We start from the raw sequence: 20,698 nt of genomic DNA, 5'->3' as shown, positions 1-20,698 counted from the left end.
CCGGGAGGGCGGTGGCGTGGTTGTCGGTCACCCGGCCATTCTCCAGGCCGCCCGGCCCGGCCGGTCGGGCGGGAGGGAGTGTCCGCGCCCCGTGGGATGCTGGTAGGCGATGGCCAGGAAGAGTGCACCCGACGACCTGCTCGCCCCGCTGACCCTCGCGGTCGGCCAGGAGGAGCTGCTGCTGGACCGTGCGGTCGCCCAGGTGGTGGCGGCGGCGAAGGCGGCGGACCCGGACACCGACGTACGGGACTTGCCGCCCGGCGGGCTGCAGCCCGGCAGCCTGGCCGAGCTGACCACGCCGTCGTTGTTCGCCGAGCGCAAGGTCATCGTCGTCCGGGCCGCCCAGGACCTCTCCGCCGACTCGGTGAAGGAGGTCAAGGCCTACATCGAGGCGCCGGCCGACGAAGTGATCATGGTGCTGGTGCATGCCGGTGGCGCCAAGGGCAAGGGCCTGCTGGACGCCGGGCGCAAGGCGGGTGGCCGCGAGGTCGCCTGCGCCAAGCTGTCCAAGGCGAGCGAGCGGCTGGCCTTCGTCAAGGGCGAGTTCCGCGCGCTCGGCCGCTCGGCGACCCCGGAGGCCTGCCAGGCGCTGCTGGACGCGCTCGGCAGCGACCTCCGGGAGCTGGCGGCCGCGTGCAACCAGCTGACCTCGGACGTCGAAGGTGCGATCGACGAGACGGTGGTCGCCCGCTACTACAGCGGCCGGGCCGAGGCGACCGGCTTCGAGGTGGCCGACCTCGCGGTCACCGGCCGGGCCGCCGAGGCGCTGGAGCGGCTGCGCTGGGCGCTGGCCGTCGGCCAGCCGCCGACCGGCATCACCTACGCGCTGGCCTCCGGCGTGCGCAGCATCGGGCGGCTGGCGACGACCGGGCGGAACATGCGCCCGGCCGACCTGGCCCGCGAGTTGGGCATGCCGCCGTGGAAGGTCGACCGGGTCCGGCAGCAGATGCGCGGCTGGACGGGCGATGCCGTGGCCACCGCGCTGACCGCGATCGCCCAGGCCGACGCCGCCGTCAAGGGCGGCTCCGACGACCCGGCCTTCGCCCTGGAGCGCGCGGTGGTCGCCGTCGCCCGGGCCGCGCGCGCGGGCTCCCGCCCCGCCTACTGACACGCCCATCGACGCGGCCGGGCCCACCGACGCGGCGGGGCCCGGCGGACGCCGGAGCGTCGGCCGGAGGCCTACTTCCGCATGGCCCGGACGGCGTCCTGGCCGTCGGACTGCAGGATGCTCCGCAGCTCGTCCTTGGACGGCGGCTTGGCCTTCCCCTCGGTGTAGCTGGCGCTGTAGTTGATGTAGTAGGTCATCCCGCCGTCGCGGATGTCCAGCTCGGCGTAGACGCTGTGGTACTTGTCCGAGCCGTCGTCCTTGTACAGGAAGTACGCCTCCTCGCCGATCCCGGAGATGTCGGTGACCTGGTAGCCGCGGGCCCGGTAGAGCTCCTTGTTGGCATCCAGCTCGGGCGCCGGGTTGACCGCCTTGTGCAGGTCGGCGCGCAGGTAGACCGAGGCGTACTCGCTGTCGCTGTTGCCACCGGTCCGCTTGAGGCTCATCGAGCAGTTCATGCTGTCCAGGGCCGGGTTCCGGTCGGTGTGGTGGGTCGGCGCGGAGGTGTCCGACACGGAGTACGTCTGCAGCAGCTTGGTGGGCTTCCCGGTGGTGCAGAAGTCGTCCGAGAGGTGGTAGCTGCCGAGGCTGCGCGGCGACGAGTTGCTGCTGACCAGGCCGGGGACGACCATCACGGCGGCGGTCCAGCCGGCCGAGGCGAGGATGGCACCGACGAAGGCCCAGACGGCGTTGCGCCGCAGGTTCCCGCCGGAGCCCGGCGCACGGCCTCCCGGCGTCATCGGCATCCCGGGAGCGGTCGGCATCCCGGCCGGCGCGGGCATCCCGGACGATGCGGGCATCCCCGGGGCAGCGGGCAACCCGGGCGGCGGCCCGAACCCCGAAGCGCCCGGCGCCCCCGGGACCGGCCCTGCCCCCGGAACGTGCGCTGCCCCCGGGACCGGCTGCGCCCGCGGGACGGGCTGCGCTCCGGCGCCCGGCGTCTGCTGCGGGAAGCCGTACCCCGGCCCGTTCGGTGCCGACGGTGGCGGTGGCGTCGTCATGTGGTTCTCTCCCCCCGAGCACGGCGTCGGGGCGCTCCCCCGCACCTCGATCGCACCTGACCGACCATAGCGGCCGGACCAGGGAACGCGACAGGCGCCGCAGTGGCCTCCGGGGAGGAGGCGGACTGCGACGCCTGTCGTACTGCTTCGTGCACCGCACCCGCGTGGCGAACGCAGGCCGCGTGCGGTGCGAGTCTCGCACGCCTCAGGGGTCCGGGTAGAGGGCCGGGTCGTCCCGAGGCGGTCGGGGGTTCACACCCCCGGGTGGCGTCAGGCCTGGGCGGCGGTGTTGACGCGCTTGGTGATGGCCGACTTCTTGTTGGCGGCCTGGTTGGCGTGGATGACGCCCTTGCTCACGGCCTTGTCCAGCGCCTTGGAGGCGGCGCGGGCCAGCTCGACGGCCTTCTCGGTCTCGCCGGCGGCAGCGGCCTCACGGGCCTTGCGCAGAGCGGTCTTCAGCGAGGACTTGACGGCCTTGTTGCGCAGGCGCGCCTTCTCGTTGGTCTTGTTGCGCTTGATCTGGGACTTGATGTTCGCCACGAAGGAGCCTCAGTCTGTCTGAAAGGTTTGAACGGGATCACACCGGCGGCCGTCGGTCCAGCTGAGAGGGCATGCCGAGGCCAGGTGCAGCTGACCACGCTACCAGGGGCCGCCGCCCGCCCCAAACCGGCCGCCCGCTCCGGCCGCAGGGCACGGGTCGGGGCCGGACGGGGCCGGGGCGGCACGCGGTCAGCGCCGGACGGGGTCCGGGGCCGCGGGGACGCTGCCCACCGGGGCAGCCGCGGCAACCGGAGCCCCGCCGCCGGCCGCCACCGCAGCCGGAGAGCCGCCCTGGGCGGGGATCGGAGCGCCGGCCCCCCGGGTGTCGGTCGGGCCCCCGGTGTGCCGCTTGAGCCAGGCGAGGAACCGCCGGCCGAGCTTCTGGAACGGCACCTCGACCAGCCGGTACATCAGGTAGCTGACCGCGAGCGTGACGGCCACGAAGGTGAGCGTGAAGACGATCGCGAACTTGGCCGACTTCGGCGCCGGCGCCCCCTGGAACAGCCACGGCATGCCGTAGAGCCAGTCCATGCCGTCGATGACCAGCCAGTGCAGCAGGTAGACCGAGTAGCTCACGGTGCCCAGCCAGGTGAGCGCCTTCGGGAAGCGGCGCTTCTTCAGCGTCATGCCGAGGAGCAGCACGATCCAGGCCCCGGCGTAGGCGAAGGACCACGCCATCCAGCTGGTGGTCCAGGTCCGCCACAGGGCGTCCCCGTGGTTGTACATGCGTCCGCCGAGCACCCCGGCGAGGAAGACGAAGCCGCAGTAGGCGACGGCCTGGATGCGGTCGATCTGGCCGTGTTCCGCGCGGTAGATGACGGTCCCGGCGAACATGGTCGCGAAGATCATCATCGTTTCGAACATCGCGGACCGGCTGCTGCCGAACGCGAGCACGAAGCCGAGCACGCCCAGCAGCAGGGCCCCGGTGCGGGTGAGCTGGGAGTTGCCGCTGATGGCGCAGAGCAGGCCCATGACCGCGACGAGGCCGGTGGCCAGGATGAGGTTCTCGGTCGAGAGTCCCTGCTTGGCCAGGCTCGCCGGGGAGAGCACCCCGCCGAGCAGGACCGCGCAGGCGGCGAAGCCCACCGCGATCGGCCCGCTCTGCCGGTGCTTGCGGAGCACGAACAGGGCGGAGACGAAGTAGTAGAACACCATCTCGTAGGTGAGGCTCCACATGATGCCGATGGCGTTGGGAACGCCCAGCAGGTCCTGGAGCAGCAGGCTGTTGGCCCCGAACGAGAGCAGCGGCCGGTCGAAGACGGACCGGTCGATCATCATGTTGTGCCCGGCCGGGAGGATCACCAGCGCCGCGACGAGTCCGACGACGAGCGCCGGGTAGATCCGGAAGACCCGGCCGACCCAGAACGCCTGCATGTCGCCGCGGCGCTCCAGGGAGGCGGGCACGATGTAGCCGCTGACCAGGAAGAACAGCATCACCCCGAACAGGCCGAGGTCGAAGCGGTGGGTCACTGCCGCGCCGTGCGGGATGAAGTACCGCAGTCCGAAGTGGTGCATCGCCACGGCGAGGGCGGCGAGCCCGCGCAGTGCGTCCAGCCAGCCGAGCCTCGCCGGGGCCGCCTCGGCCTTGCCTTGCCGTTTCATCCGCGCTCCGCGGGGCACGCGGCTCAGTTCGATGCGTCTCACGGCTGGGCAGATTAGCTTACGGATCGTGTGACACGGCATATCCGCGGGTGGGGTCGACGCCGGGCCCGGCCGGGCCGGGGGCTCCGGGCGGTCGGGCGCGGGTACGGCCGCCGTGCGGCGACCTAGGCGTCGACCAGGGGTTCGCCGTAGTGCTCGACCTCCGGGAACGGGCGGTAGAAGTGGTGCAGCAGGGCGCGCCAGCGCTGGTACTCGGGGGAGCGGCGGAACCCTTCCGTGTGATCGGCGAGCGTCTCCCACTCGACCTGGAGGAGGAAGCGCGAGCCGCGCCCCTCGTCGAGGCAGCGCCGTAGCCGCAGCGAGCGGAAGCCCCGCTGGACGCTGATCAGCGGGCGGGCCTCGGCGAAGGCGGCGAGGAACTCGTCCTCCCGGCCGGGCAGGACGTCGAGCAGGGCGCTTTCCAGGATCACGGCAGGCCATCCTGCCGCCCCGGGGCAGCAGGCGGAAGCCCGACGGGGGCTGCACGCGGCCGACGGAAGCCCGACGGGGAGCCGGCACACGGCCGACGGAAGCCCGACGGAAGCCTCACGGAAGGCCTGCGGAAGGACGGACGGTGCCCGAACGGCAGCACGTCCCGCGCTCGTGGGAAGATGGGAGGAACTATTTCGATCGGACGAGACTGTCCGGTCCCCGGGAAACCGGTCAGCGATGACCCGGACACCCCCGGCCCCGGACCAACGGAGAATCGGACCAAGGTGCCCGCGACCCCCAGCAATGTGCCAGAGCCCAGCCGTACCGACCCGGCGCTGATCCGCAACTTCTGCATCATCGCCCACATCGACCACGGCAAGTCGACGCTCGCAGACCGGATGCTGCAGATCACCGGCGTCGTCGACCCCCGGCAGATGCGTGCCCAGTACCTCGACCGCATGGACATCGAGCGTGAGCGCGGCATCACCATCAAGTCGCAGGCGGTCCGCCTCCCGTGGGCGCCGAGGACCGGTGACAGCGCCGGGACGACGCACATCCTCAACATGATCGACACCCCGGGCCACGTGGACTTCACGTACGAGGTGTCCCGTTCCCTCGCCGCGTGCGAGGGCACCATCCTGGTGGTCGACGCGGCCCAGGGCATCGAGGCGCAGACCCTCGCCAACCTGTACCTGGCGCTGGAGAACGACCTCACGATCGTCCCGGTGCTGAACAAGATCGACCTGCCGGCCGCCCAGCCGGAGAAGTACGCCGAGGAGATCGCGCACATCATCGGCTGCGACCCGGGCGACGTGCTCAAGGTCAGCGCCAAGACCGGTCTCGGCGTCGAGGACCTGCTGGACCACATCGTCAACACGGTCCCGGCCCCGGTCGGCGTCAAGGACGCCCCGGCCCGCGCGATGATCTTCGACTCGGTGTACGACTCCTACCGCGGCGTGGTCACCTACGTCCGTGTCGTGGACGGTCAGCTCACCAAGCGCGAGCGCATCGCGATGATGTCCACCGGCGCGACCCACGAGCTGCTGGAGATCGGCGTCATCTCGCCCGAGCCGAAGGTCGCCGACGGCCTCGGCGTCGGCGAGGTGGGCTACATCATCACCGGTGTGAAGGACGTCCGGCAGTCCAAGGTCGGTGACACGATCACCTCGATGCACAAGGGTGCGACCGAGCCGCTCGGCGGCTACAAGGACCCGCGTCCGATGGTGTTCTCCGGTCTCTACCCGCTGGACGGCTCGGACTACCCGCTGCTGCGCGACGCCCTGGACAAGCTGCGGCTCAACGACGCCGCCCTGGTGTACGAGCCGGAGACCTCGGTCGCGCTCGGCTTCGGCTACCGCTGCGGCTTCCTCGGCCTGCTGCACCTGGAGATCATCCGGGAGCGCCTGGAGCGCGAGTTCAACCTCGACCTGATCTCCACCGCCCCCAACGTGGTCTACCGGGTGATCATGGAGGACGGCACCGAGCACACCGTCACCAACCCGAGCGAGTTCCCCACCGGCAAGATCGCCGAGGTGTACGAGCCGGTGGTGCGCGGCACCATCCTGGCGCCCAACGAGTTCGTCGGCGCGATCATGGAGCTCTGCCAGTCCCGCCGCGGCAGCCTGCAGGGCATGGACTACCTGTCCGAGGACCGGGTCGAGCTGCGCTACACCCTCCCGCTCGCGGAGATCGTCTTCGACTTCTTCGACCAGCTGAAGTCCAAGACCCGCGGCTACGCCTCGCTCGACTACGAGCCCATCGGCGAGCAGACCGCCGACCTGGTCAAGGTCGACATCCTGCTGCACGGTGACGCGGTGGACGCCTTCTCCGCGATCGTCCACAAGGACAAGGCCTACGGCTACGGCGTGATGATGGCGGGCAAGCTGCAGAAGCTGATCCCCCGCCAGCAGTTCGAGGTGCCGATCCAGGCCGCGATCGGCTCGCGCGTCATCGCCCGTGAGACCGTCCGCGCGATCCGCAAGGACGTCCTCGCCAAGTGCTACGGCGGTGACATCTCCCGCAAGCGGAAGCTGCTGGAGAAGCAGAAGGAAGGCAAGAAGCGGATGAAGATGGTCGGCCGCGTGGAGGTCCCGCAGGAGGCCTTCATCGCCGCGCTGTCCACCGACGCCGAGGCGCCGAAGGAAAAGAAGTAACCGAGGCGCGCCGAAGGGCCCGGGCATCGCGCCCGGGCCCTTTCGCGTCCCCGAAGGCGCCCGCGAAGACTCCTGCGAGGAATCCCCCGCGGAATCCCCCCGAGGACGTTCGCGGAGGCTCCGCCGAGGGCTACTTCAGCGCGCTGAAGACGGCGGCGACGATCCCGGCCTTGGCCAGCCGCCCCGCGGTGCCGGTGAACACGGTGGGCTTCATCGAGTCGTCCGGGCGCACCAGCTGGAGCAGCCCGTCCCGCCGGCCGAGGCTCACGCACTGGACGACGTACCGGAACGAGAACGGCTTCTCGGTGCGCCCGTCGAGCAGCTTGCCGACGTACTGGCCCTGCGGCAGGGCGGTGGCGCAGCCCATCCGCAGGGTGCCGACGCCGGGGACCGTGACGGCGGCGGCGTCGCCGATCACGTGGACGTCGGGGTGCGAGACCGACCGCAGGTGGTCGTCGACCAGGGCGCGGCCGCGTTCGTCCACGGCCAGGCCGGCCTCGGTGGCCAGCGGGTGCGGTTCCATCGAGGCGGCCCAGACGGTGAGGTCGGTGTCGATCGGGCCGGTGGTGGTGCGCAGGGCGTCCGGGGTGACCCCGGTGACGGTGGTGTTCTCGTGGACGGCGACGCCGAGCCGGTCGAGGACGCGTCGGACGTGGGCGCGGCCCTTGGGCGAGTAGATGCCGCCGACCTGGCCGGCCGCGACGATCCGCACCCGCCAGTCGGGGTGGGCCTCGGCGAGTTCGGTGGCCAGTTCGATGCCGGTGGCGCCGCCGCCGACGACGGCGAGGGTGCCGGGGCGGTCGGCCTCGCGGATCCGGCGGCGGACCTCGGCGGCGCGTTCCGCCGAGAAGGCGTGTTCGACGGCGCCGGGGACGTCGTGCCAGGCGGTGCGGCTGCCGAGGGCGTAGACCAGGGTGTCGTACGCGAGGTAGGTGCCGTCGTCGAGCAGGACCTTGTGCCCGGCGAGGTCGAGTTCGACGGCCCGGGCCCGCTGGTGCCGGATCCGGCGGCCGCGGGCGAGTTCGCCGATGGCGGGCCAGTCGCGGCCGCGTCCGGCGGCGGTCTCGTGCTGGCGGATGCGGTGCAGGAGCCGTTCCTCGGGGGCGACCAGGGTGACGGTGTGCTGCCGCCCGGCGCCCTTGGCCGCGGTGAGTCCGGCGTACCCGGCGCCCAGTACGACGATCCGCTTCCCGGTGCTGGTGGTGGTGCTCATCTCGTCCGCCTCCGTTCCGTGCGCCCTGGTGGAGCGCTGTTCGGGAAGGGGACGACGCAGCCGGTCGGAGTGTGACCGTGACCGGCGTCACGCCTCTGCGGGGGTGCCGGGGGTGCCGGGGGTGCCGAGGTGCGGGGGTCGCCAGGGGGCTGCGGGCCCGTCCCGTCAGGCGGCCGTGACCGGGCTGATCCGGCCGAGCTTCTCGGGGTTGACCACGACGTACGCCTCGGTGATCCGCCCGTCGGTCACGGTGAAGGCGAGCACACCGCCGACGGTGCCGGTGGCCCGGTCGTACCAGACCAGTCCCGGCTCGCCGTTGACCACGGCGTGGCCGGTCGCCACCTCGGGGGTGAACCACTTGGCGACCATGCCGGTCACCAGGCGGGCCACCCGGTCGGCGCCGTGGATCGGGCGGACGCCGGCGCGGATGATGCCGCCACCGTCGGAGTGCCACACCACGTCCGGGTCGAGGACCTCCATCAGGCCGAGGATGTCGCCCCGGGTGCTGGCGGCGGCGAAGGACTCGACGGCCTGGCGGTGCTCGGCCGGGTCGGTGCCGCCGGCGCGCCGGCTGCCGTCCTTGACCCGGCGGCGGGCGCGGGAGGCGAGTTGGCGGGCGGCTTCGGGGGAGCGGTCCAGCGAGGTGCCGATCTCCTCGAAGCCGACCGCGAAGACGTCGTGGAGCACGAAGGCGGCCCGTTCGGCCGGGGAGAGCTGTTCCAGGACGGCGAGCAGGGCGAGCGAGACGGACTCGCCGCGTTCGGCGAGTTCGGCGGGGGTGTCCGGGCCGGCGGTGTAGGAGACGGCCGGTTCGGGCAGCCACTCGCCGTAGTAGGACTCCCGGCGGGCGCGGGCGGAGCCGAGCTGGTCGTAGCAGAGCCGGGTGACGACGGTGGTCAGGAAGGCGCGCGGGTCGGTGACGGCGGAGCGGTCGGTGGCCTGCCAGCGCAGCCAGGCGTCCTGTAGGACGTCCTCGGCGTCGGTGAAGGAGCCGAGCAGCCGGTAGGCGACGGAGCCCAGGTAGCGGCGGTTCGCCTCGAAGGCGTCCGGGGCGGCCGGGAGCTGGTCGTCGATCACGGGCCCAAGGTAGCGCCCGGGGAGGGTCGTTGCGAAGACGCCGTGGCGGTGGGCGCCGGGGGTGGGCCGGGGCGGAGGGTTTCCGCCCCGGCCCGCCGGGTGGTGCCGGGTCAGTCGACCTCGGCCACGGCTTCGGCGAACTGCGCCTGGTAGAGGCGGGCGTAGGCGCCGCCGGCGGCGATCAGCTCGTCGTGCGAGCCCTGTTCCACGATCGAGCCGTTCTCCATCACCAGGATCACGTCGGCGTCCCGGATGGTGGAGAGCCGGTGGGCGATCACGAAGCTGGTGCGGCCGGTGCGCAGCCGGGCCATGGCCCGCTGGATGAGCACCTCGGTGCGGGTGTCGACGGAGCTGGTGGCCTCGTCCAGGACCAGGATGGACGGCTGGGCGAGGAAGGCGCGCGCGATGGTGATGAGCTGCTTCTCGCCGGTGCTGACGCCGGTGCCCTCGTCGTCGATGACGGTGTCGTAGCCGTCGGGCAGGGTGCGCACGAAGCGGTCGACGTGGGCGGCCTTGGCGGCTTCGACGACTTCTTCGCGGGTGGCGCCCTGGGCGCCGTAGGCGATGTTGTCGGCGATGGTGCCGCCGAACAGCCAGGTGTCCTGGAGGACCATGCCGATGCCGGAGCGGAGGTCCTCGCGGGACATCGCGGAGATGTCGACGCCGTCGAGGGTGATCCGTCCGGAGCTGACCTCGTAGAACCGCATCAGCAGGTTGACGAGGGTGGTCTTCCCGGCGCCGGTGGGGCCGACGATGGCGACGGTGTGGCCGGGTTCGACCTTGAGGGAGAGGTCCTCGATGAGGGGCTTGTCGGGGTCGTAGCGGAAGGAGACGTCCTGGAAGGAGACCCGGCCGCGGACGGTGTCCGGCTTCTCGGGCATGGCGGGTTCGGGGCTCTGCTCGGGGGCGTCGAGCAGTTCGAAGACGCGTTCGGCGGAGGCGACGCCGGACTGCACCAGGTTGGCCATGCTGGCGACCTGGGTGAGCGGCTGGCTGAACTGCCGGGAGTACTGGATGAAGGCCTGCACGTCGCCGATGGACAGGGCGCCGCTCGCGACCCGCAGGCCGCCGACGACGGCGACGAGCACGTACTGCAGGTTGCCGATCAGCATCATCGCGGGCTGGATGATGCCGGAGATGAACTGGGCCTTGTAGCTGGCCTCGTAGAGCGCCTCGTTGTGCTCGCGGAAGGTCTCGGCGGCTTCGCGCCGGCGGCCGAACACCTTGACGAGGGTGTGGCCGGTGTACATCTCCTCGATGTGGGCGTTGAGTTGGCCGGTGGACTTCCACTGCTGGACGAACTGCGGCTGTGCCCGCTTGCCGACCTTGGTGGCGACGACGACGGAGACCGGTACCGAGACCAGGGCGATCAGGGCGAGCAGCGGGGAGATCCAGAACATCATGGCCAGCACGCCGACCACGGTGAGCAGCGAGTTGACGACCTGTCCCATGGTCTGCTGCATGGACTGGCCGATGTTGTCGATGTCGTTGGTGACGCGGCTGAGCACTTCGCCGCGGGGCTGCTTGTCGAAGTAGCTGAGCGGGAGTCGGGCCAGTTTGGCTTCGACGTCCTGGCGCAGCCGGTAGCTGGCGAGCTGGATCGCCTTGGTGGCGAGTCGGCCCTGGAAGATGCCGAAGACGGCGGAGGCGACGTAGATGCCGAGCACCCAGAGCAGGACGGTGCCGATGGCGTGGAAGTCCATGCCCTGGCCGGGGGTGAAGTCGACGGCGGAGAGCAGGTCGGCGACGCCGCTCTGGCCGTGGGCGCGCAGGCCGTCGATGACCTGGGCCTTGGAGGTGCCGGGTGCGAAGCGGGCGCCGACGACGCCGGCGAAGATCAGGTCGGTGGCGTTGCCGAGGATCTTGGGGCCGATGACGGCGCAGCCGATGCCGAGGACGCCGAGGAGGAGGACGCCGAGGAGGAGGTTGCGTTCGGGGCGCAGCAGGCCGAGGACGCGTTTGCCGGAGCCCTTGAAGTCCATGGACTTCTCGGCGCCCTGGCCGCCCATGAAGCGGCCGGGTCCGGCGGGGCCGCGGCGGGCGGCGGCGGCCTGGGAGTCGCCGGGGAGGTGGGTGTCGGCCTTCGTCAGGTCGGCTTTCCCGGTGGCGGGGTCCTGCTTCGTCGTGGGCTTGCCGGGGCTGGTCACGCCGCCTCCTGCTCGGTGAGCTGGGAGAGCACGATCTCCCGGTACGTCGGGTTGTCGGCCATCAGTTCGTGGTGGGTGCCGGTGCCGACGACGGCGCCTTCGTCGAGGACGATGATCCGGTCGGCGTCGCGGATGGTGGACACGCGTTGGGCGACGATCAGGACGGTGGCGTCGGAGGTCTCGCGGGTGAGGGCCTTGCGCAGTTTGGCGTCGGTGGCGTAGTCGAGGGCGGAGAAGGAGTCGTCGAAGAGGTAGACGGCGGGTTTGCGGACCAGGGCGCGGGCGATGGCGAGGCGTTGGCGCTGGCCGCCGGAGACGTTGCTGCCGCCTTGGGAGATGGGGGCGTCGAGGCCTTCGGGGAGTTTCTCGACGAAGTCCTTGGCCTGGGCGATCTCCAGGGCGTGCCAGAGTTCCTCGTCGGTGGCGTCGGGTCGGCCGTAGCGGAGGTTGCTGGCGACGGTGCCGGTGAAGAGGTAGGGCTTCTGGGGGACGATGCCGACGCTTTCGGCGATCGCGTCGGCGGCGAGGTCGCGGACGTCGACGCCGTCGAGCAGGACCTGGCCGGAGGTGACGTCGAAGAGGCGGGGGACGAGGCCGAGCAGGGTGGACTTGCCGCTGCCGGTGGAGCCGATGATGGCGGTGGTTTCGCCGGGGCGGGCGGTGATGTCGATGCCGCGCAGGACGGAGGCTTCGGCGCCGGGGTAGCGGAAGTCGACGTCGCGCAGTTCGAGGTGGCCGAGGCGGGTGGGGTCGGTGACGGGGTCGGCGGGCGGGGTGACGCTGGAGTCGGTGCCGAGGACTTCCTGGACGCGTTCGGCGCAGACCTCGGCGCGGGGCACCATCATGAACATGAAGGTGGCCATCATGACGCTCATCAGGATCTGCAGCAGGTAGGAGAGGAAGGCGGTGAGGGCGCCGATCTGCATGTCGCCGCTGTCGATGCGGTGGGCGCCGAACCAGAGCACGGCGACGCTGGAGACGTTGACGACGAGCATGACGGCCGGGAACATCACGGACATCAGGCGGCCGACGTGGCGGGCGACGTCGGTGAGGTCCTCGTTGGCGCCGGCGAAGCGGGCCTGTTCCTGGTCGTCCTTGACGAAGGCGCGGATGACCCGGATGCCGGTGATCTGTTCGCGCAGGATCCGGTTCACGGTGTCGATCTTCTGCTGCATGCTGCGGAACTGGGGGCGCAGCGCGCGGACGAGCAGGATGACGACGACGGCGAGGGCGGGGATGACGGCGAGCAGCAGGCCGGACAGCGGGACGTCCTGGTTGAGGGCCATGATGATGCCGCCGACGCACATGATCGGTGCGGCGACCATGAGCGTGAAGCTCATGAGGGCGAGCATCTGGATCTGCTGGACGTCGTTGGTGGTGCGGGTGATCAGGGAGGGGGCGCCGAACTGGCCGACCTCGCGGGCGGAGAAGGTCTGTACGCGGTCGAAGACGGCGGCGCGGACGTCCCGGCCGAAGGCCATGGCGACGCGGGCGCCGATGAGGACGGCGCCGATGGAGCAGGCTGCCTGGACGAGGGTCACGCCGATCATCACCCCGCCGACGCGCAGGATGTAGCCGGTGTCGCCCTTGACGACGCCGTCGTCGATGATGTCGGCGTTGAGGGTCGGCAGGTAGAGCGCCGCGAGGGTGGACACCAGCTGGAGGACCACCAGGAGGGTGATCGGTCGGGAGTAGGGGCGCAGGTACGCCCGGAGTAGTCTGATCAGCACTTGAACACTCTTGTCGTCGCGGGTCGGGTTCGCACCCCAATTCTCGTTGTTCTGTAGCGTCGTACAGGCCATTCGGCGTGCGGGAGCCGGGGGTTTGCCGGGCTTTTGCCGAACGGTCCGGCGGGTTCGCTCGTTGGTCACCTCGCCGGGTGTGCCGGTGCGGTGCGGTGCGGTCACCGGGGCTGCGGGGGCGTGCCAGCTGGATCCACCCTCTTACGGAATGACCGGTTTCCCCCTAGGCTGCTGGTTGCCCCCTTGTTACTGACCGGTACCGCTCAGGTTAACCGGGGCCCGGCGACCGCCCCCACGGCCGTCGCGACAATCCCTCAGACGGCCACCCGCCCCCGGAGGTCTCGTTGAGTTCCGCGCAGTCCCTGATCGACTCCGGCAGGCCCGACCTCGTCGCCGGGCGTCCCGCCTCCGTCGCCCACCTGTTCCTGGAGCGGGTCGCCGCGACCCCGAACGGCGAGGCCTACCGCCACCCGGCCCCGGTCGACGAGCACGCCGCGGACGGCGCGCCCGGCGCGGAGCAGTGGCGTTCGCTGACCTGGGCGCAGACCGCGACCCGGGTCAAGGCGGTGGCGGCCGGTCTGATGGCGCTGGGCATCCAGCCGGAGGACCGGGTCGCCCTGGCGTCGTCCACCCGGATCGAGTGGATCATCGCGGACCTCGGCGCCATGTGCGCGGGCGCCGCGATCACGACGGTCTACCCGAGCACCAACGCGGACGAGACGGCGTTCATCCTGTCCGACTCGGGCTCGCGCGCGCTGTTCGCGGAGAACGCCGCCCAGCTGGCGAAGGCCGTCGCGCAGCTCGACCAGCTGCCCGAGCTGCGCACCGTCATCCTGTTCGACGCCCCGGAGGAGGCCCCGGAGGCGGCCGGCCTCGACGTGATCACCCTGGCGGAGCTGGAGCGGCGCGGCGCCGAGCACCTGGAGCGGCAGCCGGACGCGGTGGAGAAGGCCGTCGCCGGGCTCGACAAGGAGCAGCTGGCGACCCTGATCTACACCTCGGGCACCACGGGCCGCCCCAAGGGCGTGCGGCTGGTGCACGACTGCTGGGCGTACGAGGGCCGGGCGCAGGAGGCCAGCGGGCTGCTGCGGGCCGACGACGTCCAGTTCATGTGGCTGCCACTGTCGCACGTGTTCGGCAAGACGCTGATCTCCGGGCAGATCGCCACCGGGCACGTGATGGCGGTGGACGGCCGGGTGGACCGGATCATCCACAACCTGCCGGTGATCCGGCCGACCGTGATGGCGTCGGCGCCGCGGATCTTCGAGAAGGTCTACAACGGCATCGCGGGCAAGGCCCGGGCCGAGGGCGGCGCCAAGTACAAGATCTTCATGTGGGCGGCCAAGGTCGCCCGCGAGCACGCCCGGGCGGTCCAGGAGAGCCGGATCGCCACCGGTGCCGGCACGGCCCCGCTGGGCCTGCGGGTGCAGCACGCGCTGGCGGACAAGCTGGTGTACGCGAAGATCCGGGCGGCGTTCGGCGGGCGGCTGCGCGGCGCGGTCTCCGGCAGTGCCGCGCTGGCCCCGGAGATCGGCTACTTCTTCCTTGGCGCCGGGGTGCCGATCCTGGAGGGCTACGGCCTGAGCGAGACCAGCGCCGGTTCCTGCGTCAACCGCGAGGAGGACGTGCGGATCGGCACGGTGGGCCGCCCGCTGCCCGGCACCGAGGTGCGGATCGCCGAGGACGGCGAGATCCTGCTGCGCGGCCCGGGCATCATGCGCGGCTACCACAACCTGCCGGAGAAGACCGCGGAGGTGCTGGAGGCGGACGGCTGGTTCCACACCGAGGACATCGGCGAGCTCAGCCCGGACGGCTTCCTGCGGATCACCGACCGCAAGAAGGACCTGTTCAAGACGTCGGGCGGCAAGTACGTGGCGCCCAGCGAGGTCGAGGGCAAGTTCAAGGCGGTCTGTCCGTTCGTCAGCAACATCCTGGTGATCGGCAACGGCCGCAACTTCTGCACCGCGCTGATCGGCCTGGACGAGGCGGTCCTCATGCCGTGGGCGGCCGAGCACGGCCTGGCCGGCAAGTCGTACGCCGAGCTGGCGGTCGAGCCGGCCGTGCACGAGCTGATCGAGGGCTTCGTGAAGCGGCTCAACGGCGGGCTGCAGCGCTGGCAGACGATCAAGAAGTTCCACCTGCTGCCGCGTGACCTGGACGTGGAGCACGGCGAGCTCACCCCGAGCCTGAAGATCAAGCGCCCGGTGGTGGAGCGGACCTACGCGGACGCGGTCACCGCGATGTACGCGGGCGCCAACGAGGCCTGACCCGGCCGCTCCCGTACGGTCCGCGCGGGTGTCGCGGGCCGTACGGGAGCTTCGCCGGCCGTACGGGACAATGGGGGCATGCCCTCCGCACTCCCCGACGGCGAACCGGTGCCGTCCGACGGTTCCCTGCCCGCGCACGCCCTGGACGGGCTCGGCAGCCGGCCGTTCGGCTTCTACCTGCACGTGCCGTACTGCGCCAGCCGCTGCGGCTACTGCGACTTCAACACCTACACCGCCACCGAGCTGCGCTCCTCCGGGGCGGTCGCCTCGCAGGAGACGTACGCGGACAACGTGGTCGCCGAGATCCGGCTGGCCCGGCAGGTGCTGGGGGACGCGCAGCTGCCGGTGCGCACCGTCTTCCTCGGCGGCGGCACCCCCACCCTGCTGCCCGCCCGCGACCTGGTGAAGATGCTCGCCGCGATCCGCGAGGAGTTCGGGCTCGCCGACGACGCCGAGGTCACCACCGAGGCCAACCCGGAGTCCGTCGGCCCGGCGTACCTGGCGGAGCTGCGCGAGGGCGGCTACAACCGGATCTCCTTCGGCATGCAGAGCGCCCGCCCGCACGTGCTGCAGCTGCTCGACCGCCACCACACCCCGGGCCGCCCGGAGGCCTGCGTGGCCGAGGCCCGCGCGGCGGGGTTCGAGCACGTCAACCTCGACCTGATCTACGGCACCCCGGGCGAGTCCGACGACGACTGGCGGGCCTCGCTGGACGCCGCCATCGGCGCCGGGCCCGACCACGTCTCGGCGTACTCCCTGATCGTCGAGGAGGGCACCCGGCTCGCCGCCCGGGTCAAGCGCGGCGAACTGCCGATGATCGACGACGACGTGCACGCCGACCGCTACCTGATCGCCGAGGAGGCGCTGGCCTCCGCCGGGTACCACTGGTACGAGGTCTCCAACTGGGCCACCACCCCCGAGGGCCGCTGCCGCCACAACGAGCTCTACTGGACGGGCGCCGACTGGTGGGGCGCCGGCCCCGGCGCCCACAGCCACGTCGGCGGCGTCCGCTGGTGGAACGCCAAGCACCCCGCCGCCTACGCGCGGGCCCTGGCCGAGGGCCGCACCCCGGCGCTGGGCCGCGAGGTCCTGGCGGACGAGGACCGCCGCGTCGAGCGCATCCTGCTGGAGCTGCGCCTGGTCGACGGCGTCGCCCTGGACCTGCTCACCGACACCGGCCGCAGGGCCGCCGACCGGGCCCTCGCGGACGGCCTCCTCGCCGCCGGGCCGTACGAGGACGGCCGCGCCGCCCTCACCCTCCGGGGCAGGCTGCTGGCGGACGCGCTCGTGCGTGACCTGGTGGACTGACGTTCGTTAACGTGGTGTCAGCCGTCGGAGGGAGCGCGCAGTGACCGCCATCGATGACCGGATGCAAGCGCGAGATGTACGCCCAGGGCGGGATTCCGGCGTACCTCATCGTCGACCCGCTCAAGGGCGTGTGCGTGCTCCTCACGGATCTGACCACCGACACGGCTTCCGGTACCCCTGTGTACTGGGCCGAGCGGACCAGCAAATTCGGTGATCCGATCGAGGTCGACCTGCTCGGCATCGTTCTGGACACCTCGGAGTTCCAGACCTACTCCTGACCGGGCACGGTCACGAAGTCGATCAGTTCCTCCACCCGGCCCAGGAGTTCGGGCTCCAGGTCCTTGTAGCCGTCCACCTTCGACAGGATGCGCTTCCACGCCGCCGGGGTGTCGACGGGCCAGCCGAGGCGGCGGCAGGTGCCCTCCTTCCAGTCCTCGCCGCGGGGCACGGCGGGCCAGGCGGGGATGCCCACGGAGGCGGGCTTCACGGCCTGCCAGACGTCGATGTAGGGGTGGCCGACGACCAGGACGGACTCGCCGGTGACCCGGGCGGCGATGCGGTGCTCCTTCGTCCCCGGGAGCAGGTGGTCGACCAGCACGCCGAGGCGGCGGCCGGGGCCCGGGGCGAAGTCGGCGACGATCGCCGGCAGGTCGTCGATGCCGCGCAGGTACTCCACCACGACGCCCTCGATCCGCAGGTCGTCGCCCCAGACCCGCTCGACCAGCTCGGCGTCGTGCCGGCCCTCGACGTAGATCCGCGACTCGCGGGCGACCCGGGCGCGCGCGCCGGGGACGGCGACGGAGCCCGAGGCGGTGCGGCCGGGCGTGCGGGGCGCCGCCGGGGCGGTCGGGCGGACCAGGGTGACGACCCTGCCCTCCAGCAGGAAGCCGCGCGGGACCAGCGGGAACACCCGGTGCTTGCCGAAACGGTCCTCCAGGGTGACGGTGAACCCCTCGGCGGTCTTCTCGCAGCGCACCACCGCCCCGCAGAAGCCGGTCGCCGCCTCCTCGACCACGAGGTCCGGCTCGGCGGGCACCTCCGGGGCGGGGGTCTGCTTCTTCCACGGCGGGGTCAGGTCGGGTCCGTACTGGCGGCTGCGCATACGGGTGATCATAGGGAGGCCGGACGGGCCGTCAGAGGCCCGGCGCGCCCCAGACGGGGAACCAGCGGCTGAGGTCCTTCTCCAGCCGCAGGTCGTTCCCCAGCATCGCGTTGACCTGCAGCTCCAGCGGGCTGTTGCGCTTCTCCCCGCCGCCCGGCATCGGCGCGAACGGGTAGAAGGTACCGCGCTTGTAGAGGTAGACCAGGGCCAGGGACTGGCCCTGCGGGTTGCGGAAGCCCACCAGCGAGCAGAGCAGCTGCGGCCCGAAACCGTTCGCCTCCAGCTCGCTGTTGACCGCGTGCAGGTCGTTCACCAGCTCCGGCAGCTCCTGCGGGGAGTGCCGGGCCAGCAGCCAGGAGTAGCCGTAGTCGTCCTTGGAGGCCTCCACCGGCACGCCGCCGCGCCCGGTGTCCGCGTCCAGCAGCGCCCGCACCTGCTGCTCGACCTGCACGAAGGCCGCGCCCTCGACCGCCGCGAAGCAGACCGAGCCGAGCCCGGTGGGGGTGAACCCGGCGCCGGCCTCCAGGGTCAGCGCCGCGGACGGCACGCCGAACAGCTGGTCGAGGTCGGGCTTGACGGGCTTGGTGCGGCCGAACAGGGCGTCCAGACTTCCCACGGCGGTCCTCTCGTGTCGAACGGCGGGCGCGGGCTCAGCGGCCCAGCTGCTCGGTGATCTTCGCCAGCTGCGCCAGCCGCTTCTCCAACGACGGGTGGGTGGAGAACAGCTGCGTGGCGGCCTCCCGGGCGCTCAGCGCGGGGGCGAAGTAGAAGGCGTTGTACGGCTGAGCCTGGCGCAGGTCCTTGCTGGGGATGGCCGCGATCTGCCCCGTCACCTTGGTCAGGGCCGAGGCGAGCGCGCTGGGCCGGCCGGTGAGCTGCGCGGCGGCGCGGTCGGCCGCCAGCTCGCGGTAGCGGGACAGCAGCCGGGTGAGCAGGAAGCTGATCGCGTAGACGAGCATCGAGACCAGCGGGATGATCAGGGCCACGATGGCCGCGTTCTGGTCGTTGTTGTTGCGCCCGCCGCCCATGAACCCGCCGTACACGGCGATCCGGGTCATCGCGCCGGCGAGCACGCCGAGGAAGCCGGCGATCGTCATCACCGCGACGTCCCGGTGCGCGACGTGCGACAGCTCGTGCGCGAGGACGCCCTCCAGCTCCTCCGGCTCCAGCCGGCGCAGCAGGCCGGTGGTCACGCAGACCACCGCGTTCTGCGGGTTGCGGCCGGTGGCGAAGGCGTTGGGCATGTCGTTGTCGGCGACCGCCACGCGCGGTTTGGGCATGTCGGCCAGGGCGCAGAGCCGGTCGATCGTGCCGTGCAGTTGGGGGAACTCCTCCGGGGTCACCTGGTGGGCGCCCATGGCCCGTTCGGTGATCTTGTCGCTGAACCAGAACTGGGCCACGAACAGCCCGCCGGAGATCAGGACGATCAGCGGCCAGGCGCCGCGCAGCAGCGCGATCAGCAGGCCGGTGAAACCGACGTACAGCAGCCCGATCACGAACATCGTCGCGACCATGCGGCCGGTCAGGCCGCGGTCGGGCGCGAAACGGGTGTGCTGGCCCGAGCTCGACATCGCTTGCTCCTCCATTCGCCGTCGCTTCCGATGCTCCCACCCGGACGGCCCCGGGGCACCACCCGCGCGCCGGTGGCCCGTGAACGGGCGGGGCCCCGCGGGCCGTACCCGGAACTGCGGGCAGGATCACGCCGGTCGGGCCGTTCCTGCCGTAGGACCCGGGCCTTACACTGGCAGGTACGGTTTTGGCACTCGTGTGTTCAGAGTGCCAAGGCCGGGGCCTCCCGGAGCGGCCCGCTGCAGCACACAGGGACACACAGGGACACAGACGGACAACGTGCGAAGACGGAGGTGCGTGCCCCATGGCCGGTGAGGTCCGCCAGCTGGACGAACGCAAGCTCGCCGTGCTCCGCGCGATCGTGCAGGACTACGTGGGCACCGAGGAGCCGGTCGGCTCCAAGGCCCTGGTGGAGCGGCACAACCTCGGGGTCTCGCCGGCGACCGTCCGCAACGACATGGCGGCGCTGGAGGAGGAGGGCTACATCCACCAGCCGCACACCAGCGCCGGCCGCATCCCGACCGACAAGGGGTACCGCCTCTTCGTCGACAAGCTCGCCGAGATCAAGCCGATGAGCGCCCCCGAGCGCCGGGCGATCCGGCACTTCCTGGACGGCGCGGTCGACCTGGACGACGTGGTCGCGCGCACCGTGCGGCTGCTCGCCCAGCTGACCCGGCAGGTCGCGGTGGTGCAGTACCCGTCGCTGACGCGCTCGACCGTCCGGCACATCGAGCTGGTGGCGCTGGCCCCGGCCAAGGTGATGCTGGTGCTGATCACCAACACCGGTCGGGTCGAGCAGCGGATGGTCGACTGCCCGGGCACGGTCGGCGAGACCGTCCTGGCGGACCTGCGGACGGCGCTCAACGCCGGAGCCGCCGGCCGCCGCCTCCCGGAGGTCCCGGGCGTGCTGGAGGAGCTCCCGGCGATGTTCGAGCCGGCCGACCGGCCGACCGTCAGCACGGTCCTGGCGACCCTGTTCGAGACGCTCGCGGAACAGAACGAGGAGCGGATCATGCTGGCCGGCACGGCCAACCTGACCCGCTTCGGCCACGACTTCCCCCTCACCATCCAGCCGGTGCTGGAGGCCCTGGAGGAGCAGGTCATCCTGCTCCGCCTCCTGGGTGAGACCAACGACGCCGCGATGACGGTCCGGATCGGGCGGGAGAACGCCTACGAAGGGCTGAATTCCACTTCGGTCGTGTCCGTCGGTTACGGTTCGGGCGACGAGAGCGTGGCCAAACTGGGTGTGATCGGTCCGACCCGGATGGACTACCCGGGCACAATGGGGGCGGTGCGGGCGGTAGCGCGGTACGTGGGTCAGATCCTGGCCGAGTCGTAGCAAACGTCGCCGTTGGACGACCAACGGCGTCCAGTCGCAGCACTACTACAGGCGGAACAAGC

Annotated in this window: 17 protein-coding genes; 6 read left to right on the top strand and 11 right to left on the bottom strand. The window is 71.6% G+C overall.

The window, feature by feature from the left end; translation table 11 throughout:
- The first annotated feature begins 109 nt into the window (after positions 1-109).
- Entirely contained in the window at positions 110-1,108 is a 999-nt protein-coding gene (gene holA, locus ACZ7KX_RS24625) for a DNA polymerase III subunit delta (protein ID WP_350523883.1), read from the top strand.
- A 71-nt stretch (positions 1,109-1,179) separates the two neighbouring features.
- On the opposite strand, the gene ACZ7KX_RS24620 is transcribed toward holA, so the two are convergent.
- The 4 genes from ACZ7KX_RS24620 to ACZ7KX_RS24605 all read right to left on the bottom strand — a co-directional run bounded on the left by ACZ7KX_RS24620 (position 1,180) and on the right by ACZ7KX_RS24605 (position 4,718).
- Complete coding sequence (locus ACZ7KX_RS24620; protein ID WP_350523884.1) at positions 1,180-1,845, bottom strand: hypothetical protein; 666 nt, start codon at positions 1,843-1,845, stop codon at positions 1,180-1,182.
- Between the two features lie 531 nt (positions 1,846-2,376).
- A complete protein-coding gene (gene rpsT, locus ACZ7KX_RS24615; RefSeq protein WP_030061888.1) occupies positions 2,377-2,646 on the bottom strand; it encodes a 30S ribosomal protein S20 in 270 nt (89 codons plus the stop codon).
- A 189-nt stretch (positions 2,647-2,835) separates the two neighbouring features.
- On the bottom strand, positions 2,836-4,248 hold the full coding sequence (locus ACZ7KX_RS24610) for an acyltransferase family protein (protein ID WP_470328337.1): 1,413 nt from the start codon (positions 4,246-4,248) through the stop codon (positions 2,836-2,838).
- Positions 4,249-4,412: 164 nt separating this feature from the next.
- A complete protein-coding gene (locus tag ACZ7KX_RS24605; protein WP_350523886.1) occupies positions 4,413-4,718 on the bottom strand; it encodes an antibiotic biosynthesis monooxygenase family protein in 306 nt (101 codons plus the stop codon).
- Between the two features lie 285 nt (positions 4,719-5,003).
- Between ACZ7KX_RS24605 and lepA the strand changes: the two genes are divergently transcribed.
- Positions 5,004-6,872 carry a translation elongation factor 4 gene (gene lepA / locus ACZ7KX_RS24600; protein WP_396549596.1) on the top strand — a complete coding sequence of 623 codons (1,869 nt, stop codon included), beginning with the start codon at positions 5,004-5,006 and terminating at the stop codon, positions 6,870-6,872.
- Between the two features lie 130 nt (positions 6,873-7,002).
- Here the strand turns inward: lepA and ACZ7KX_RS24595 are convergent, their stop codons facing one another.
- From ACZ7KX_RS24595 to ACZ7KX_RS24580, 4 genes are all read right to left on the bottom strand, one after another.
- Positions 7,003-8,085: an NAD(P)/FAD-dependent oxidoreductase gene (locus ACZ7KX_RS24595; RefSeq protein WP_470328336.1), complete on the bottom strand. Its 1,083-nt coding sequence runs from the start codon at positions 8,083-8,085 to the stop codon at positions 7,003-7,005.
- 165 nt (positions 8,086-8,250) lie between these two features.
- Positions 8,251-9,162, bottom strand: coding sequence for an RNA polymerase sigma factor SigJ (sigJ, locus tag ACZ7KX_RS24590; RefSeq protein ID WP_470328335.1), 912 nt, complete (start codon positions 9,160-9,162; stop codon positions 8,251-8,253).
- 110 nt (positions 9,163-9,272) lie between these two features.
- The gene (locus tag ACZ7KX_RS24585; RefSeq protein WP_470328399.1) at positions 9,273-11,171 is read right to left on the bottom strand and encodes an ABC transporter ATP-binding protein; all 1,899 of its coding nucleotides are present in this window, start codon (positions 11,169-11,171) and stop codon (positions 9,273-9,275) included.
- Between the two features lie 134 nt (positions 11,172-11,305).
- A complete protein-coding gene (locus ACZ7KX_RS24580) occupies positions 11,306-13,039 on the bottom strand; it encodes an ABC transporter ATP-binding protein (protein WP_470328334.1) in 1,734 nt (577 codons plus the stop codon).
- Positions 13,040-13,395: 356 nt separating this feature from the next.
- Between ACZ7KX_RS24580 and ACZ7KX_RS24575 the strand changes: the two genes are divergently transcribed.
- The 3 genes from ACZ7KX_RS24575 to ACZ7KX_RS24565 all read left to right on the top strand — a co-directional run bounded on the left by ACZ7KX_RS24575 (position 13,396) and on the right by ACZ7KX_RS24565 (position 16,904).
- Positions 13,396-15,318 (top strand): AMP-dependent synthetase/ligase, encoded by a 1,923-nt coding sequence (locus ACZ7KX_RS24575; RefSeq protein WP_350523891.1) that lies wholly within the window; start codon positions 13,396-13,398, stop codon positions 15,316-15,318.
- Between the two features lie 78 nt (positions 15,319-15,396).
- Positions 15,397-16,626: a radical SAM family heme chaperone HemW gene (hemW, locus tag ACZ7KX_RS24570; RefSeq protein WP_470328333.1), complete on the top strand. Its 1,230-nt coding sequence runs from the start codon at positions 15,397-15,399 to the stop codon at positions 16,624-16,626.
- 53 nt (positions 16,627-16,679) lie between these two features.
- Positions 16,680-16,904 carry a hypothetical protein gene (locus ACZ7KX_RS24565; RefSeq protein ID WP_470328332.1) on the top strand — a complete coding sequence of 75 codons (225 nt, stop codon included), beginning with the start codon at positions 16,680-16,682 and terminating at the stop codon, positions 16,902-16,904.
- Here the strand turns inward: ACZ7KX_RS24565 and ACZ7KX_RS24560 are convergent.
- From ACZ7KX_RS24560 to htpX, 3 genes are read right to left on the bottom strand one after another with little or no spacing between them, the layout of a single operon-like run.
- The gene (locus ACZ7KX_RS24560) at positions 16,895-17,728 is read right to left on the bottom strand and encodes a DUF3097 domain-containing protein (protein WP_470328331.1); all 834 of its coding nucleotides are present in this window, start codon (positions 17,726-17,728) and stop codon (positions 16,895-16,897) included. The two genes, ACZ7KX_RS24565 and ACZ7KX_RS24560, sit on opposite strands and share 10 nt — an antisense overlap.
- A 31-nt stretch (positions 17,729-17,759) precedes the next feature.
- Positions 17,760-18,344: a PspA-associated protein PspAB gene (gene pspAB / locus ACZ7KX_RS24555; RefSeq protein WP_470328330.1), complete on the bottom strand. Its 585-nt coding sequence runs from the start codon at positions 18,342-18,344 to the stop codon at positions 17,760-17,762.
- A 34-nt stretch (positions 18,345-18,378) separates the two neighbouring features.
- Positions 18,379-19,299, bottom strand: coding sequence for a zinc metalloprotease HtpX (htpX, locus tag ACZ7KX_RS24550; RefSeq protein ID WP_470328329.1), 921 nt, complete (start codon positions 19,297-19,299; stop codon positions 18,379-18,381).
- Between the two features lie 302 nt (positions 19,300-19,601).
- On the opposite strand from htpX, the gene hrcA reads away from it, so the two are divergent.
- Positions 19,602-20,636, top strand: a complete 1,035-nt coding sequence (hrcA, locus tag ACZ7KX_RS24545) for a heat-inducible transcriptional repressor HrcA (protein WP_470328328.1) — start codon at positions 19,602-19,604, stop codon at positions 20,634-20,636.
- The last annotated feature ends 62 nt before the right edge of the window (positions 20,637-20,698 follow it).

The organism is Kitasatospora sp. NPDC038210 (genome assembly GCF_055600605.1).
The sequence above is the reverse complement of the archived record's forward strand: the minus strand, read 5'-3'. Positions and strand labels throughout refer to the sequence as shown.

Coding starts and splice junctions, on each gene's coding strand:
- holA (WP_350523883.1), top strand. CDS start 110: ATGGCCAGGAAGAGTGCACCCGACGACCTGCTCGCCCCGCTGACCCTC.
- ACZ7KX_RS24620 (WP_350523884.1), bottom strand. CDS start 1,845: ATGACGCCGGGAGGCCGTGCGCCGGGCTCCGGCGGGAACCTGCGGCGC.
- ACZ7KX_RS24610 (WP_470328337.1), bottom strand. CDS start 4,248: ATGAAACGGCAAGGCAAGGCCGAGGCGGCCCCGGCGAGGCTCGGCTGG.
- ACZ7KX_RS24595 (WP_470328336.1), bottom strand. CDS start 8,085: ATGAGCACCACCACCAGCACCGGGAAGCGGATCGTCGTACTGGGCGCC.
- ACZ7KX_RS24585 (WP_470328399.1), bottom strand. CDS start 11,171: ATGGGCGGCCAGGGCGCCGAGAAGTCCATGGACTTCAAGGGCTCCGGC.
- hemW (WP_470328333.1), top strand. CDS start 15,397: ATGCCCTCCGCACTCCCCGACGGCGAACCGGTGCCGTCCGACGGTTCC.
- ACZ7KX_RS24565 (WP_470328332.1), top strand. CDS start 16,680: ATGACCGGATGCAAGCGCGAGATGTACGCCCAGGGCGGGATTCCGGCG.
- ACZ7KX_RS24560 (WP_470328331.1), bottom strand. CDS start 17,728: ATGCGCAGCCGCCAGTACGGACCCGACCTGACCCCGCCGTGGAAGAAG.
- htpX (WP_470328329.1), bottom strand. CDS start 19,299: ATGTCGAGCTCGGGCCAGCACACCCGTTTCGCGCCCGACCGCGGCCTG.
- hrcA (WP_470328328.1), top strand. CDS start 19,602: ATGGCCGGTGAGGTCCGCCAGCTGGACGAACGCAAGCTCGCCGTGCTC.